At 60.9% G+C, this 14,950-nt stretch carries 13 protein-coding genes; 7 read left to right on the top strand and 6 right to left on the bottom strand.

What is annotated here, in order from left to right; all coding sequences use genetic code 11:
* Positions 1-164 precede the first annotated feature (164 nt).
* The 4 genes from RT21_RS17320 to RT21_RS17305 are packed head-to-tail and all read left to right on the top strand — an operon-like array spanning position 165 to position 4,969.
* Complete coding sequence (locus RT21_RS17320) at positions 165-1,703, top strand: MBOAT family O-acyltransferase (RefSeq protein WP_046163703.1); 1,539 nt, start codon at positions 165-167, stop codon at positions 1,701-1,703.
* Positions 1,704-1,733: 30 nt separating this feature from the next.
* Positions 1,734-3,653, top strand: a complete 1,920-nt coding sequence (locus RT21_RS17315) for an HAD-IIIC family phosphatase (protein WP_046163702.1) — start codon at positions 1,734-1,736, stop codon at positions 3,651-3,653.
* Positions 3,650-3,898, top strand: a complete 249-nt coding sequence (locus RT21_RS17310; protein WP_046163701.1) for an acyl carrier protein — start codon at positions 3,650-3,652, stop codon at positions 3,896-3,898. Before RT21_RS17315 ends, RT21_RS17310 begins: the two co-directional genes overlap by 4 nt.
* Before the next feature lie 3 nt (positions 3,899-3,901).
* Positions 3,902-4,969 carry a hypothetical protein gene (locus RT21_RS17305; RefSeq protein ID WP_046163700.1) on the top strand — a complete coding sequence of 356 codons (1,068 nt, stop codon included), beginning with the start codon at positions 3,902-3,904 and terminating at the stop codon, positions 4,967-4,969.
* Positions 4,970-5,040: 71 nt separating this feature from the next.
* Here the strand turns inward: RT21_RS17305 and fahA are convergent, their stop codons facing one another.
* Positions 5,041-6,342: a fumarylacetoacetase gene (fahA, locus tag RT21_RS17300; protein ID WP_046163699.1), complete on the bottom strand. Its 1,302-nt coding sequence runs from the start codon at positions 6,340-6,342 to the stop codon at positions 5,041-5,043.
* Position 6,343: 1 nt separating this feature from the next.
* Positions 6,344-7,630: a homogentisate 1,2-dioxygenase gene (gene hmgA, locus RT21_RS17295; protein WP_177327103.1), complete on the bottom strand. Its 1,287-nt coding sequence runs from the start codon at positions 7,628-7,630 to the stop codon at positions 6,344-6,346.
* Positions 7,631-7,764: 134 nt separating this feature from the next.
* Here hmgA and RT21_RS17290 point away from each other — a divergent pair, with 134 nt between their 5' ends.
* Positions 7,765-8,538: an IclR family transcriptional regulator gene (locus RT21_RS17290; protein ID WP_046163697.1), complete on the top strand. Its 774-nt coding sequence runs from the start codon at positions 7,765-7,767 to the stop codon at positions 8,536-8,538.
* A gap of 111 nt (positions 8,539-8,649) precedes the next feature.
* Positions 8,650-8,844, top strand: coding sequence for a hypothetical protein (locus RT21_RS17285; protein ID WP_045426770.1), 195 nt, complete (start codon positions 8,650-8,652; stop codon positions 8,842-8,844).
* 75 nt (positions 8,845-8,919) lie between these two features.
* Here RT21_RS17285 and RT21_RS17280 read toward each other — a convergent pair whose 3' ends face one another.
* The 4 genes from RT21_RS17280 to RT21_RS23645 all read right to left on the bottom strand — a co-directional run bounded on the left by RT21_RS17280 (position 8,920) and on the right by RT21_RS23645 (position 13,015).
* The gene (locus RT21_RS17280) at positions 8,920-9,351 is read right to left on the bottom strand and encodes a TonB-dependent receptor (protein ID WP_046163696.1); all 432 of its coding nucleotides are present in this window, start codon (positions 9,349-9,351) and stop codon (positions 8,920-8,922) included.
* Positions 9,330-10,820, bottom strand: a complete 1,491-nt coding sequence (locus tag RT21_RS17275) for a sensor domain-containing diguanylate cyclase (protein WP_336511864.1) — start codon at positions 10,818-10,820, stop codon at positions 9,330-9,332. Before RT21_RS17275 ends, RT21_RS17280 begins: the two co-directional genes overlap by 22 nt.
* Before the next feature lie 326 nt (positions 10,821-11,146).
* Positions 11,147-12,349 carry an HDOD domain-containing protein gene (locus tag RT21_RS17270; RefSeq protein WP_046163695.1) on the bottom strand — a complete coding sequence of 401 codons (1,203 nt, stop codon included), beginning with the start codon at positions 12,347-12,349 and terminating at the stop codon, positions 11,147-11,149.
* A gap of 450 nt (positions 12,350-12,799) precedes the next feature.
* Positions 12,800-13,015, bottom strand: coding sequence for a hypothetical protein (locus RT21_RS23645; protein WP_127839447.1), 216 nt, complete (start codon positions 13,013-13,015; stop codon positions 12,800-12,802).
* A gap of 191 nt (positions 13,016-13,206) precedes the next feature.
* Between RT21_RS23645 and RT21_RS17265 the strand changes: the two genes are divergently transcribed.
* Positions 13,207-14,841, top strand: coding sequence for an acyl-CoA synthetase (locus tag RT21_RS17265; RefSeq protein WP_046163694.1), 1,635 nt, complete (start codon positions 13,207-13,209; stop codon positions 14,839-14,841).
* Positions 14,842-14,950: the final 109 nt, after the last annotated feature.

Here is a 14,950-nt window from a genome sequence, read left to right as displayed (position 1 = left end):
GCAATGGTTTTGTGTGGTTGCAGTTGTTCGCAACAGAGCTGCGTTGAAGCTGGCGCGGGTGACTTCCAGTAATACGCCAACGGCTCTTGTTCGATATGGAGTGGGTCGACGTTCACCGTTCCGAGGGACGGTTGTTAATTGTTCAGGGATAGGGAAAAAGAACGATGCTCTTCAATTCAATGGTGTTCATCGCCGGGTTCCTTCCGGTGGTGCTTCTAGGCTTCATTCTCCTCGCAGGCTCCGGCAGACAACGTTACGCCGCGATCTGGCTGACGCTGGCGTCACTGGTGTTTTATGGCTGGTGGAACCCCGCTTACGTGCCGCTGCTGGTGGGCAGCATGGTGGTCAACTACCTGATCGGTGGTTACCTGATGCGACGGCCCTCGCGGAGCCTGCTGGTGCTCGGTGTGGCGGCCAATGTCGCGTTGCTGGGCTACTACAAGTACACCGGCTTTCTCTTCGGCACGCTCGACAGCGCCTTCGACCTCGGATGGTCCGTGGGCGACATCATCCTGCCGCTGGCGATCTCGTTCTTCACGTTCCAGCAGATCGCCTATCTGGTCGACGCGCACGATGGTGAGGTCGCCGAGCATGATTTCGTCAATTACTGCCTGTTCATTAGTTTCTTTCCGCAGTTGATCGCTGGCCCCATCACCCATCACGGCGAGATGCTCAAGCAGTTCAACGACAGCAGCACCTTCCGCCCGCGGCTCGACAATATCTCGCTGGGCCTGACAGTCTTCGTGCTCGGCCTGTTCAAGAAGGTGATCCTCGCCGACCCGCTGGGGGAAAACGCCTCGCCGATCTTCGCGATCGCCGCCGATGGAACGGTGCCTTCGTTATACGACGCCTGGTACGGCGCGCTCAGCTATACCTTGCAGATCTACTTCGACTTTTCGGGCTACAGCGACATGGCGATCGGCCTGGGATTGATGTTCGGCCTGCGCCTGCCGGTCAATTTCAACAGCCCATTCAAGGCGCATAACGTCATCGACTATTGGTCGCGCTGGCACATGACGCTGACGCGCTTCCTCACGGCCTACATCTATAACCCCATCGTGATGCGCATCACCCGCGCACGGATGGCCGCCGGTAAGCCGTTGCCACGGCGAGGCAAGATGAGCCTTGGGACCTTTGTCGTACTGATCGCCTACCCCACCGTGCTGACCATGTTCATCTCGGGCGTCTGGCACGGTGCGGGCTGGCAGTTCGTGGTGTTCGGTCTGTTGCACGGCTTCTATCTGGTCGTCGTCCACGGCTTCCGCGCCTACAAGGCGCGCCGCGGTTTGCCGCTGGACAGCGACAAGCTCTGGCATCGCACCGGCGCGGTTCTGTTGACCTTCCTCTGCGTCGTCGTGGCCATGGTGTTCTTCCGGGCCAACAGCGTGACCGCGGCGATGGCGATGCTGTCGGGCATGGCTGGCTTGAGCGAACTGAGTACGGATTTCGACAAGTCCAACTACCTCACCGTCGCCGTACTGCTCGCCTTTGTCTGGTTCATGCCCAACGTGCAGCAATGGATGGCCGGTTTCCGCACTGCCTTGGACGCCCAACCGCGCGAGAACTGGCTGCTGCGCTGGTTCCCGATTGCGGTATGGAGCCCGACGCCAGTCATCGGCTTGGCCGTGGGCGTGCTGGGCTTCTTCGCCCTAGCCGTGGCGTTTTCCGTGGCCCCTACTGAATTCCTCTATTTCCAGTTCTGAAACCGTCTACAAGTAAGGAGTGACACGCTAATGGATCAGCTTCTCTGGTTAGCGCAACACCCTGATCTTGGCAGCGCCATCGGCGAGGCCAAACGCGAAGCCGACCCCTTCACTCGTCTGGATCTGGCCGTGAAGCTAGCCGGCTACCGCCGCGATTTCACGCTCACCACCCGGCTGGACCGGCTCGCAAGCGAAGGCTTGCGCGCGCTGGCGAACGGCGAAACGACCAACAGCGGGCTGCGACCATTGCGCATCGCCCTGCTGTCATCGCATACCGTCGATCATCTGGTGCCGGCGATTCGTGTCGCGGGCCTGCAGCGTCGCCTGGCGCTGTCGGTGCACGTCGCGCCCTATGGCATGTACCGTCAGGCGCTGCTGATGGACGACGCCGAGCTCGCCAACTTTGCCCCACAACTGATCGTCCTGGCGCTGGATGCGCGAGACGCGCCCCTGCAGTTGCCGCTCGAAGCCTCGCAGGCAGACGTTGACGCCGCGGTCGCCGAACGGGTCGACGAGTTGCGCCTGCTGTGGCGCCGGGCACGCGAGCGCTATGCCGCCCAGGTCGTCCAGCAAACCATCGTGCCCGCCGACCCTCCGATCTTTGGTTCATTCGAAGCGCTGGTTCCGGCCTCACCCTACGCACTCATCGATCGCCTCAATGCGGCCATCCGTGCTGCAGCCCGAGAAGACGGCGTATTACTGATGGACCTTGCCTGGGAAGCCGCCCGTGGCAGTTATGGCGACGGCCTGGCCGAACCGGTGCGCTGGCATCAGGCCAAGCAATTGGTCAGCCCGAACCTGGCGCCGCTGTATGGCGACCAACTGGCTCGCATCGCCGCCGCCAGCATCGGTCTGTCGCGCAAATGCCTGGTGCTGGACCTGGACAACACCCTGTGGGGTGGCGTGGTCGGTGACGATGGCGTAGACGGCATCCACCTCGGCCGGGGTTCGCCCAGTGGCGAAGCCTTCCTCACCTTCCAGCACTACGCAGCGCAGCTGGCGCGCCGCGGCATCATCCTCGCGGTGTGCAGCAAGAATGATCTGAGCGTGGCCGAAGCGGCGTTCAATCATCCCGAGATGGCGCTCAAGCGCAGCGACATCGCGGCCTTCGTCGCCAACTGGGAAGACAAGGCTGGCAATCTGCGGCGCATCGCCTCAATGCTCGACATTGGACTCGACAGCCTGGTGTTCGTCGATGACAACCCCGCCGAGCGCGACATCGTGCGTCGCGAGCTACCGGAAGTCGCGGTGCCGGAACTGCCGGATGACGTGGCCGACTACCCGGCACGCGTCGCCGCCGCGGGGTACTTCGAAGCCGTCTCCTTCACCTCGGACGATGCCGCACGCGGGCGCAACTATGTCTTGAACGCTGAGCGCAAAGCGGCAATGAGCCAGGCCACCGACATGGAAGGTTATTTGCGCGGCCTGGAGATGGTACTGACCGCCACCCCGATCGGCGCCGCCGAGCTGGCCCGCAGCACGCAGCTGATCAACAAGACCAACCAGTTCAACCTCACCACGCGCCGCTATAGCGAGGCGGAAGTCGAGCGCATCGCCAGCGACCCAGCGGCGGTGGCACTGGCAATCCGCCTGGCCGACAAGTTCGGTGATAACGGCCTGATCAGCGTCGTCCTGGCGCGCCCGGATGCAGCTGTCGCCAGCGACGAGCTGCTGATCGACAGCTGGCTGATGAGCTGCCGTGTACTGGGTCGCCAGGTCGAAGACGCAGTGCTCGATGTGCTGACCAACGCCGCCATCGCTGCCGGCTATCGCGCACTGATCGGTGAGTACCGGCCAACCGAACGTAACGGCATGGTCGCGGAGCATTTCCCCCGTCTGGGCTTCGTCCAGCATCCCGCCCCCGCTGACAGCACCCGCGACGCCACCTTCTGGCGGTACGAATTCACCTCCCCTCGCACGCCCAACCATTACATCGAGGTATCGGCATGACCGAAGCAGAAGTACTCAAGCAACTCACCCCGGTTTTCCATGATGTGTTCGATGACGACAGCATTATGCTGTCGCCAGAAATGACCGCCAACGACATCGAGGGCTGGGACAGCCAGACCCACGTGATGCTCACGGTCGCCGCCGAACAACGCTTCGGCATCAAGTTTCGGACGGCGGAGCTCGAGTCGCTGCGCAACGTCGGCCATTTCGCCCAAGTCATCAGCGCTAAGCTGGAGGGGAAATAATTCATGATCCAGACAGCAGATGTGCCCAGGGACGGGAGCAATGCCGAACAGGGAGCAACCAGCGCGGCCAGCTTGCCGGGCCAGGTACGTTCGCGGTATCTGCTGTCGTTGTTTGCCGGGCTGTTCGGCGCACTGGCGATATTTTGCCTGACGCTGTTCGCGCTGAACCGGACCGGCAACCTGCCACCCCCAGCGTTCTCCAATATTTCCTGTGTCGATGAAAAACTCAGCTTCCTGCGCGACAACCCGATCCAATCGCCGAATCTGCTGATCATCGGGTCTTCCGTGGCCTGGCGCCACGTGGACGGCCATGTGCTGACCGAGGCATTGCCCGGGGTGCGCCCGATGAACGGCGCGTTTTGTGGATTGTTCGCCAACCAGTCGACCTACGTGGGGCATTGGTTGCTAGACCGCCAGCCCAGCATTCGCAGTGTGGTGATGATTGCCGACCCACAGGATTTCGCCGGTTGCTGGCGTGTACCTACAGCGGTGCTCAACCGTGAGCACGTCGACCCTTACGTTTATGAAAACGCCTCACCTTGGGGCCACTACATGCGTTACTTCTCGCCGAAGTCGTTGGCGCGCAACGCGTTGACGGTCAAGGCTCAACGCGCCGGAGAAATCGAGTGGGACCCGCTCGTGTTTAACCGCTTCGGCGATGGCCCGCTGGTGACCAGCAATACCCGTGAGCTGCTGTATGGTCGCCCGGAGCCACTGGATGCCAGCTGTTTCGCGGCTCTGGGCAAGATGAGCGCGCGCCTGGCGCAGGAAGGCCGAGAGCTGATGGTCGTCTCCACACCGCTGCACCCGCAGTGGAAGGAAAAGTACGATCCAGACGGTACGTTCCTGGCCGACTTCGACAAGCAAATCATGGAAACCCTCAACGCCACTGGTGGCACCTACTGGAATGCCGACAAAGACTGGAACACGCCGGTGTCCTCCTTTGTCGACGCGGTACACCTGCGCTGGTCAGTCGTCCAGGGATTCACCGCAGCCCTGGCCGAGCAGATGCGCGACGCCGCAATCGCGCCTGCCCCATCCTCGACGCTGGAAACCGCGAAGCTGCCCTGACTGGCTGCCCTCGAAATCAAAAAGCCCGGGCTGTCTGCACATGCCCGGGCTTTTTGCTAAACATGCTTACGTTAAGCAGGCATCACGCGACCGCGACATTCGCCAAAGCCGATGGACGCCTGCCCATCTCGACGGCAACGTGCCTTGAGGATGATTTCGTCACCATCGTCCAGAAAGGTGCGAGTTTCGCCGCTGGGCAGTTCCAATGGCTGTTTGCCGCCCTGGGTGATCTCCAACAGGCTGCCGAGGCTTTCAGGGCTGCTACCGGACAAGGTTCCGGAGCCGAACAGATCGCCAGGTTGCAGGCTGCAGCCGTTGACGCTGTGGTGCGCGACCATCTGCGCCACGGTCCAGTACATGTTCTTCGTACTGCTCAACGCGATGCGCTGTGCAGGCTGCCCCTTGTCGCGCATAGCCTCAGTCAGCAGCAGCACTTCGAGTTCGATATCCAGCGCGCCGTGCTGCTGGTCCTGCTCATCAAACAGGTACGGCAGCGGCTGGGGATCGCCTTCGGGCCGCGCCGGTTGTGCGCAACGGAACGGCTCGAGTGCTTCCGGCGTTACCACCCATGGCGACACGCTGGTGGCGAAGCTCTTCGAGAGGAACGGGCCAAGCGGCTGATACTCCCAAGCCTGTAGATCGCGCGCCGACCAATCATTGAGCAGGCAGAACCCGGCGACGTGACTGCTGGCTTCACCGATCGGGATCGATTCGCCACGGGCATTGCCTGCACCGATCCAGATGCCCAGTTCAAGCTCATGGTCGAGCCGCTTGCTCGGGCCAAAGCTCGGCTCACTGGCGCCCGGCGGCAGGGTCTGGCCGTTGGGACGCTTGACGGTTACGCCGGACACGTCAACCGTCGAGGCACGCCCGTGATAACCGATGGGCACGTACTTGTAGTTGGGCAGCAAGGGATTGTCCGGCCGGAACAGCTTGCCGACGTTGTTGGCGTGATGGATGCCGACATAGAAGTCGGTGTAGTCGCCCACTTTGGCCGGTAGATGCATCTGGCAGCGGTCCATGGGGTGCAATAACGTCTCGCCCATCCCCTGAAGACTTTCACGCTGCGCGCTACCCTCGCCGAGCAGATCCAGTAGTGCACCTCGCAGCGCCTTGCGTGCAGGCGCTCCGAGCGCAAAGAAGGTGTTGAGGCTGCTGTCGCTGGCCGCTTTCGCCGCTTCTAGCGCCTGCCCGTCGAACAAGCTGGCTTCGCAGGCGGCGCGTAAGTCGAGAATGTAATCACCAATGGCGACGCCACCGCGTGGCTGGTCGCCGTCACGGCTGAATACGCCCAGGGGCAGATTGGCGAGGGGGAAATCCGAATGGCCATTGGCCGACTCGACCCAGCTGCGTTGCTCTTGTTGTGCGGTCATGTCATTTCCCGTTTTTATCGAATGTCTTGGTCAGGCCGGCCCAGCAGCTGTCGTAATCGCTCTGCAGCTGCGGGCTTTCCAACGCCTGACGTGTGGCACGGAGCACCTGGCCGGTCTCGAACATAAAGGCCATGGTGTTCTCGATCTTGTGCGGTTTGAGTTCGGCCTTGATCGCCTGTTCAGTCGACACATGATCCGGGCCGTGGGCACTCATGCAGTTGTGCAGCGAAGCACCGCCCGGAGAGAAGCCATCGGCCTTGGCGTCGTAGGCGCCATCGATCAGTCCCATGAACTCGTTCATCAGGTTGCGGTGGAACCATGGCGGGCGGAAGGTGTTCTCCGCCACCATCCAGCGCGGCGGGAAGATCACGAAGTCGATATTGGCCATGCCATGAATGGCACTGGGTGACGTGAGCACGGTGAAGATCGACGGATCGGGATGATCGAAACTGACGGTGCCGATGGTGTTGAAACGGCGCAGGTCGTATTTGTACGGCACGTTGTTGCCATGCCAGGCGACCACGTCCAGCGGGGAGTGATCCAGTTCGGTTACCCAGAGTTCACCGAGAAACTTCTGCACCAGCTGTACCGGCTCGTCGCGCTCCTCGTAATGCGCAACCGGCGTCAGGAAATCGCGCGGGTTAGCCAGACCATTGCTGCCGATTGGCCCCAGGTCGGGCAGGCGCAGCGCACAGCCATGGTTCTCGCAGACATAGCCGCGCGCCGTCGAATCCAGCAGCTCGACCCTAAACCGCATACCACGCGGAATCACTGCAATCTTCAGCGGCGCGACCTCAAGCACGCCCAACTCCGTGACCAGCTTCAGCACGCCCTGCTGCGGCACGATCAACAGCTCGCCATCGGCATCGAAGAACACCCGCTCCATCGACTGATTCGCCGCGTACCGGTAGATGCTCGCCCCCGCAGGCTGGTTGGGTTCAGCATTGGCCACGACGCACGTCAGGCCGTCGAGGAAATCAGTCGCGGCCTCGGGAAAGGGTTGCGGATTCCAGCGCAGTCGATTGGGCGTGACGGGACCCAGCTCTGCGCTGAGCTGCCGCTCCAAGCGCTGATAAGCGCCGTGGTGGGCCGATGGTCGAATACGGTATAGCCAGGTTCGCCGTGCTTCACTGCGCGCCACCGTAAAAGCGGTGCCGGAGAGCAATTCGGTATACAGGCCGTAGGGCACCTTTTGCGGCGAATTCTGCCCGACCGGCAATGCACCCGGCAGGGCCTCGCTGCTGAACTCGTTGCCGAAGCCGGACAGGTATCGAGAGGTTTCGCCCATTTGTTGTTGTGGTTGCATAGCCATCTCTCATTTCGCGTAATGCGTTTACGCAAAAAGTAATTTGAACTCACCAGGGCGTCAAGTTATAAACAGCGCCTCGATAAGCGAGCCCGCACAAACAGGCATTTGAATTCATGGCAGACAGCAACGCGGACACGGCGCCACGGCGGCAGAAGGTACAGGCCGCAGAGGTAGGTACTGACATTCTCACTGCTCTGGCCGAACTGGCCCCGGCGACCTCTCTATCGCGCCTGGCCGAACATGTCGGAATGCCTGCCAGCAAGGTCCACCGCTACTTGCAGGCCCTGATGGCCAGCGGCTTCGCCGAACAGGATCCGCTGACGAACCATTACGGGCTGGGCCGCGCTGCGCTGTTCGTGGGGCTGGCTGCGTTGGGCCGACTGGACGTGGTCAAACTGGCAACGCCGCATCTGGCGCAGTTGCGTGATGAACTCAACGAAACCTGCTTTCTTGCGGTTTGGGGCAACCGCGGTCCCGCCGTCGTGCACGTGGAGCAAGCCGTGCGCGCCGTGACGCTGGTGACGCAGGTGGGCTCGGTGCTGCCTTTGCTGGGCTCATCGACCGGGCTGGTGTTCAACGCCTTCATGCCCAACGCCGAGACTGCGCAACTGCGCGAAGAGGAACTGAAGCTTCCCTCGGCGCCCACCCCTGCAGCCCTCCTCGCCGCCATGAGCGAACTGCAACGCACCCACATCCAGCCCGTGCACGGCCTGTTGATGGCTGGCGTCAACGCACTCTCCGCGCCGCTGTTCAGTGGCGACCAGCGGTTGGCAGGTGTGATCACCATCGTCGGTGGCGAGCCCGGCTTCATGGCCGAAGCGGATGGCGCGGCGGCGAAGCGACTGCTGGCAGTCGCGCGCAAGATCAGCGCGCGGATGGGTGCCTAATGGCAAACAGAAGGAACGGCAGCAGTGAATGCTCCTGCGTCAATGGCGCAAATTGACCGGTGGCTGGCAAAGGTCTAGCGTTCGTCTGTCTTTTCCAGACCCGGAGGCATCATGGATATTCAAATCCGACCGCTTACCTCATTCGAAGGCAGCAGCTGGGAGGTTCGCTTGGACCGAAACAAGGTCACGTTTCGCAGCGAGTCCGAGGCCCGAGCTTTCGTTCAGCTCCTCGAGTCGCGCCTGTCAGCGCCCCATCAACTACCCGACGTCGCCACCGATCTTCAACTCCACAGCCGAGCTGGCTGATCGCATCAGGCAGGGTTGCATGTAGCAGTGCCAGCACCCCTGCCTTCCCTTGGCTAACGCCCGCCGACACCAACCTCAGATACGCAGCGCGACACCCAGTCGCAATTCGCGGCCAGGCTCGTAACTGCCGCGTATGCCTTCATAGCCGGGAATGTTTTCAAAATCTTCGTTGCTGGCGTGATCCAGGTACTGCTTGTCGAACAGGTTCTGCAGCGTCAGGTTGATTACGAGTCGGTCGTCGCTTAACGCTGACCACTGGGCATAAAGGTCGTGTACGCCGTACCCGGGTTTATCGAGGGTGCTCACACCGGTCCGCAGCGAATCGACAGCCGTGACGACCCGGCCCTGCCAGCCACAGCTCAGCCTGTCAGTCGCACGATATTCGGCAAAACCAATCCAGGTATCGCCCAGGGTCGTGCCCAACCCGTTGTGCTCGTAGACATTGAGCTCCTCACCGTCCAGCTCGACATCGTTGTGGTGGTAGCTCAGCCCGAAGACGCGAAGCAAACTCTGTTTCGACCAGTTTGCTTGGCGGTGTATAGCGCATCGTCAGCCCGGACAATCAAGCGACTGGAGTCATCCACTGCTGGTATGGCGGACGCAACCCCTACGCTTACCGTGATTCGTACCGGGCCGCGGTCAGTAGGAATAACGGCATTCTCAACCGCCACCCGCAGCTTTTCAGCAACGAGCACGGCGCCTTCTGCGTCTGTATGAGGGAGAATCAAGCCAAACTCCTCACCTCCAAGCCTGCCAAATACGTCATGCGTGCGGAGCACGGCGCTGCATAGCGACGACAACTCTTTCAATACGACGTCGCCAATCGGGTGCCCGTACGTATCGTTCACCTGTTTGAAGAAATCGATGTCAAGCATTACCAGACTGAGCGGCGTACCGTGGCGCTGCGCGCGGCCTAGTTCGCTTTCCAACGCCTCAAGAAAATCACGCCGGCTTCGAGCACCTGTCAGAAGATCAATGCTGATGATTTCTCGCAGCGAGTCATGTGCACGCTTTAGCGCCCCCGTGTTTTTTAGATGCCGCTGCGTAGCGAAGTAGAGAAATGAAGCGAAAGCGAGCAGCAAGATCGAGATTGCAGCGGCACAGAAAGTCAGGAATTGACGTCGTTCACGAGACGCTGCCAAGTATTCGGCGGGCGAAAGCTGAACGATGACAACCAGGCCGGCTTCCTTCAGACGCCGATACGCGGTCAGGCGATCAAGCTGATCGATGGCGCTCGGCCCTCGATAGAAGCCTTTATCAGGTTTCGTGCTATCGAAATAGGGACGATCCCCAGGCACCACCATCCCGTCCAGGCGCGCATCAAGATTAATCGAAGATGCCGCCGCGCGTGGCACCCGGTCCAGACCGACCAGAGCGATCAGCCCATGGCTCCCGATGTTGATCTGTTTGTAGAAATCGGTGAAGAACGTAACCGGGATCGAAAGAACGACCACCCCGGAAAATTTTCCGTCCTTAATGACCGGTCTGGTTAATTGTATGGACCAGATTCCCGAGACGCGGCCGAGTATCGGTTTACTCACGAACAGCTGGTCTTGCCCAAGGTTGTCTCGGTGCACGCGAAAATGTTCGCGATCGCTCAGGTCGACTTTTTTGGCCAGCGAGTCCAGAGAAGTGCCAACCAACCATCCCTCTGCATCTATCAGTGCGAGCTGGCCGACCAGAGTCTCGTACCGTGGAAGTTTTGTTTTGGCTATCGCTTGAAACGCGTCAGGGTCGTTTACCAGCTCCTCACGAACGTCCTGTATCAAGGCGTCGGCGTAACGCACGACACTCTGTACATGCTCTTCGAACGCTATCGCCAGATTCATCGCGTCATTGCGCGCGGCTTGTTCTACCAGCTCACTTTCATGTTTTAGCCAAGCGTTAAGGATGGCCCACATAGGAACCAGCGTCGCCAACAGCGCAGCGACAACTACGAGCCCGGCCTGGGCCTCGGTAGAGCGACGTCGGAACAATTTCAATCTCCAGAGCGGCGTCTATACAGTTAGGCAAGTACGCGTCCACCAAGACAGCGAAATACCTGTAGGGCTATCGAATGACAGCGCTATAGAGCCGTAGAGTCAAAATGCTATCACCCTTAATCAAACCGTCAAAAATAATTTCCAAAAAAGTGGTGCCGCATGGCTAGCGGAAGGAGGACAGACGAATTCGTGGGCCTAGGCATCCAGACACGTCGGCCTCACGCTGGCCGGACTGCCGTTGACTTTTCCCAGGCTCATTCACCACGTGTCGAGCTGCACACGCTCTGGACTGGTAGTGGCGATGGATCTGACTATCGCCCTCAAGCTCGTTCGCGCGGCGCTCGCTCAAGAATCGCCTCATCGAGTCGAAGCAGTCGAACTGCGCGGTCTTGGAGCAAATCCTCAATGGGGCTGGAAGGTGGTAAGCGCAGCAATGATCCGGTTACGTTGAGCACCAGCGCTTCACGGGTGAAAACCTCCGCGCCCAGGGAATAGAACGCCGCGATAAGCTGGCGTAACCCCAACGGTAATCTCCATTGCGCTCGAAGGGCTGATCCAAAGCTGGCGGAGCGTTCGCGCAAAGCGCAGTGAATTTCGCCCTCTGTCAGTTCACCACCGCTATCCAGCCACTCCTGCAAGCTTCTAAGCAGAGCAAGCTCGCCGATGTTGTGCAGCAGCCCGGCCGTGTAGGAAAGCTCCGTGTCGAGCTTGAGTCTGCTTGCAAGCCAATGAGCAAGATCGGCGGCGCGCTGGGCATACTCGGCGCTGGACGCTGCCTGATGCTTTAAGCGGGGATCCGACAAGGTGGCATTGTTCTGAACCGCGAGCTGCAAGGTTAGATTCAGTGCTCGCTTCACACCAAGGCGCGGCAAAGCCTGGCCAAGCGTCTTGCACACAGCGCCGTTGTGCTGCCCAGCACTGTTGGCAATGGACACCAGGCGCGCCGTAATCTGAGGATCTGACGATAGCTTCGATTCCAGCATCGCGAGGTCCCAGTCTTCCGTCTGCATGCAGGCCGCGACCGCAACCTGCACCGACTCCAAAACCGGCGCACCCGCGTTGTTGGAGCGCATTCGGTCTAGAAAGCCGCTTAGCGTCCCGGTTGCGCTAGCGGTCTGTGTGCTTACTATGCGGGGACCGGGCAAGAGCGAGTTCAGGCGAACTCGCAAGTCGGCCAGGCTGTAAGGTTTTTTCAAATAGGCCTTCGGTGCCAACGGACGCACGGCACGCACACTGACTCCGTCCACCCGGTCGCTGATGACTATGGCGGGCAACAGCCGCGTCGCTTGGTGATTGCGCAGCTCGTGCAACAGATTCCGAGCATCCAATTGCGCCAACTCACCGTCAGCTATCAAGAAGCTCGGCGGTTGCTTTCGACAGACCCTGAGTGCCGACTGGCCATCATTTACCTGAACAGTCCGGATTCCTGGACGAAGTGCTACGACCAGGCGGGCAAGCTCGTCAGCACGCCAGGGCTCGTTATAGGCAATCAATACATAGGACATGCTCGCTGAGACGCTCACTCTACCGCTCCGTTATCAATGACCCGTTGGCACACAGAAGCGCGAGCCGAGCGGCCGTTGGCGGGCGCAGCTTTGGCAATACTGCTCGAGACATACGCTCAGCGTCGCAACGCCGCCACCTACGAAGCCAGCATAAAGCCATGCATCACAATGTAATTGACGGCGCGCAACACCAATCTAGATAGCCGGCTTTAAGGAGCCGCGGGCGATAGACCAACACTCTTCGCCGAGGGCGCGTAACGAACAGCGCGACACGACCGCAAGGCGCAGCGCCGCAATAACGGAAACGTCTAGGAGCGCCCTAACCGACCAGGACACTCATCCAGCGCCAGGAAGAGCAGCCCGGCCCAGGATAGCGATACGTGCGAGCAAACGGCTCCCAGCCTCGGAACGCGACCTCACGATCACGGCTGCTCTCCCTCGGCCAGGCGCAATGAACCTTTTATAGCGTCAGGGCAACGGGTTACCTAACCCCGGCTCGTTCGGGTCGATATCGGGCGTGCTTTTCGGCGGGTCTGAGGGCTGGGTGCCCTTGTCATGTCCAGAACCGGGTTGGACATCTGGATTATCGGTGATGAAATCAGGCTCAGGAGAATGGCTGGGGTTCTGGTCCTGCCCCGGCACCGGTTGTTGATTGTGGGGTCTGTCAAGCGGATCGATACTCATGGAACACCTCCCGTTAACCATATGTGGTTCCAAGATTCGATGCAGTTGCGGGTGATTGGTGCCAGCCGCAGGTCGTGCCGCAGAGTTTGTCCAAACCGCTCATCCACCTTGGTGGCATTTGCCATTGTTGCGGGCACCACGCAGCGCCAATATCCGGACAACCCAATAACAACAAGATCCAGGAGCCAGCCATGCGCGATCATGCCACTGCGGCCAGCGAATTCGACTTTCAGCAGACGGTCTCGGCCATCCTCAGCGGTGATCTCTCCGCCATGAATGCCTGCGTCGAGTGTTGTGACCGTCACGCCGACTCGGACAAGGTCGCGCTTATCTGGGAAGGCCGCGACGGCCAGCGAGCCACCTGGACCTTCGCACAGCTCAAGGAAGCCGCGGCGCGCTTCGCCAATCTGTTGGACAGTTACGGCATCAAGCCGGGCGATACCGTTGCCGGCCTGTTGCCGCGTACCCCCGAATTGCTGGTCACCATCCTCGGCACTTGGCGCGCTGGCGCTATCTATCAGCCGCTGTTTACCGCCTTCGGCCCAAAAGCGGTTGAGCATCGAGTCAAGGAATCCGGCGCCAAGCTGGTCGTCACCGATGCCGCCAACAGCGAGAAGCTGGACGCCGTTGAAAGCGCCCCGCGCCGCCTGGTCGTAGGCGATGGCGCCGACGACTTCTGGACCCAGGTCAATCGGCAACCGAGCGCATTCGAGCCGGTGCTGCTGGCGGGTGACGCACCCTTTCTCGCCATGTTCACCTCCGGCACCACCGGGCCGGCAAAGCAGCTGCATGTGCCGCTCAAGGCCATCGTCGCGTTCGTCACCTACATGCGCGATGCGGTCGATCTGCGGCCAGAAGACAGTTTCTGGAACATCGCTGATCCGGGCTGGGCGTACGGCCTGTATTACGCCGTCACCGGGCCGCTCGCCATGGGCCATTCCACTTTGTTTTATGAAGGCGGCTTCACCGTCGACAGCACCTGTCGCGTCGTCAATGAATACAAGATCACCAACATGGCAGGCTCACCCACCGCGTTTCGCCTGCTGTTGGCGGCCAAGGACGAGGTCGAGGGCAAGATCAAGGGTCGCCTGCGCGCCGTGAGCAGCGCAGGTGAGCCGCTCACCCCCGAAGTGATCCGCTGGTTCAGCAGCGGCCTTGGCTGCACGATCCACGACCATTACGGACAGACCGAACTCGGCATGGTCCTGTGCAACCACCATGCGCTGAGCCATACCGTGCGCATCGGCACGGCGGGCTACGCGATGCCCGGGCACCGCGTCGTGGTGATCGATGATCAACAACGCGAGCTGGAGCCCGGCAAACCGGGAATGCTCGCGCTGGACCGCAACCAGTCTCCCCTGCTCTGGTTCAACGGTTATGCGGGCACCCGCACCAAAGCCTTCGTTGGGCATTACTACCTGAGCGGTGACACCGTCGAGCTCAATGACGACGGCAGCATCAGCTTCGTTGGCCGCGCCGATGACGTGATCACCACATCCGGCTACCGGGTCGGCCCTTTCGACGTGGAAAGCGCCCTGGTGGAGCACCCGGCCGTGATCGAAGCAGCGGTGATCGGCAAGCCCGATCCGGAGCGCACCGAACTGGTGAAGGCCTTCGTTGTGCTGCATGCGAGCCACAATGCCGACCAAGCATTGGCCGACGAGCTGCAGCAACACGTGCGTCAGCGCCTTTCCGCCCACGCCTACCCGCGCGAAATCGAGTTCGTCAGTGAACTTCCTAAGACCCCGAGCGGAAAAATTCAGCGATTCCTGCTGCGCGACCGGGAAAAGACAGCGCAGCAAACCACAACAGCAGCGGCGAGCTGAACCCAGACGGTCGGCACCTTACAACCTGGCGGCGTCAGGCTGCCGCCAGTCAATGCTATCGGCGTGGCGTAAGCCTTCGGCGGCCCAGGTGGCCGCTTCTTTTTGGCAG

The sequence above is a fragment of the Pseudomonas sp. 10B238 genome, assembly GCF_000970615.1.
Classification (GTDB): Bacteria; Pseudomonadota; Gammaproteobacteria; order Pseudomonadales; family Pseudomonadaceae; genus Stutzerimonas.
The sequence above is the reverse complement of the archived record's forward strand: the minus strand, read 5'-3'. Positions and strand labels throughout refer to the sequence as shown.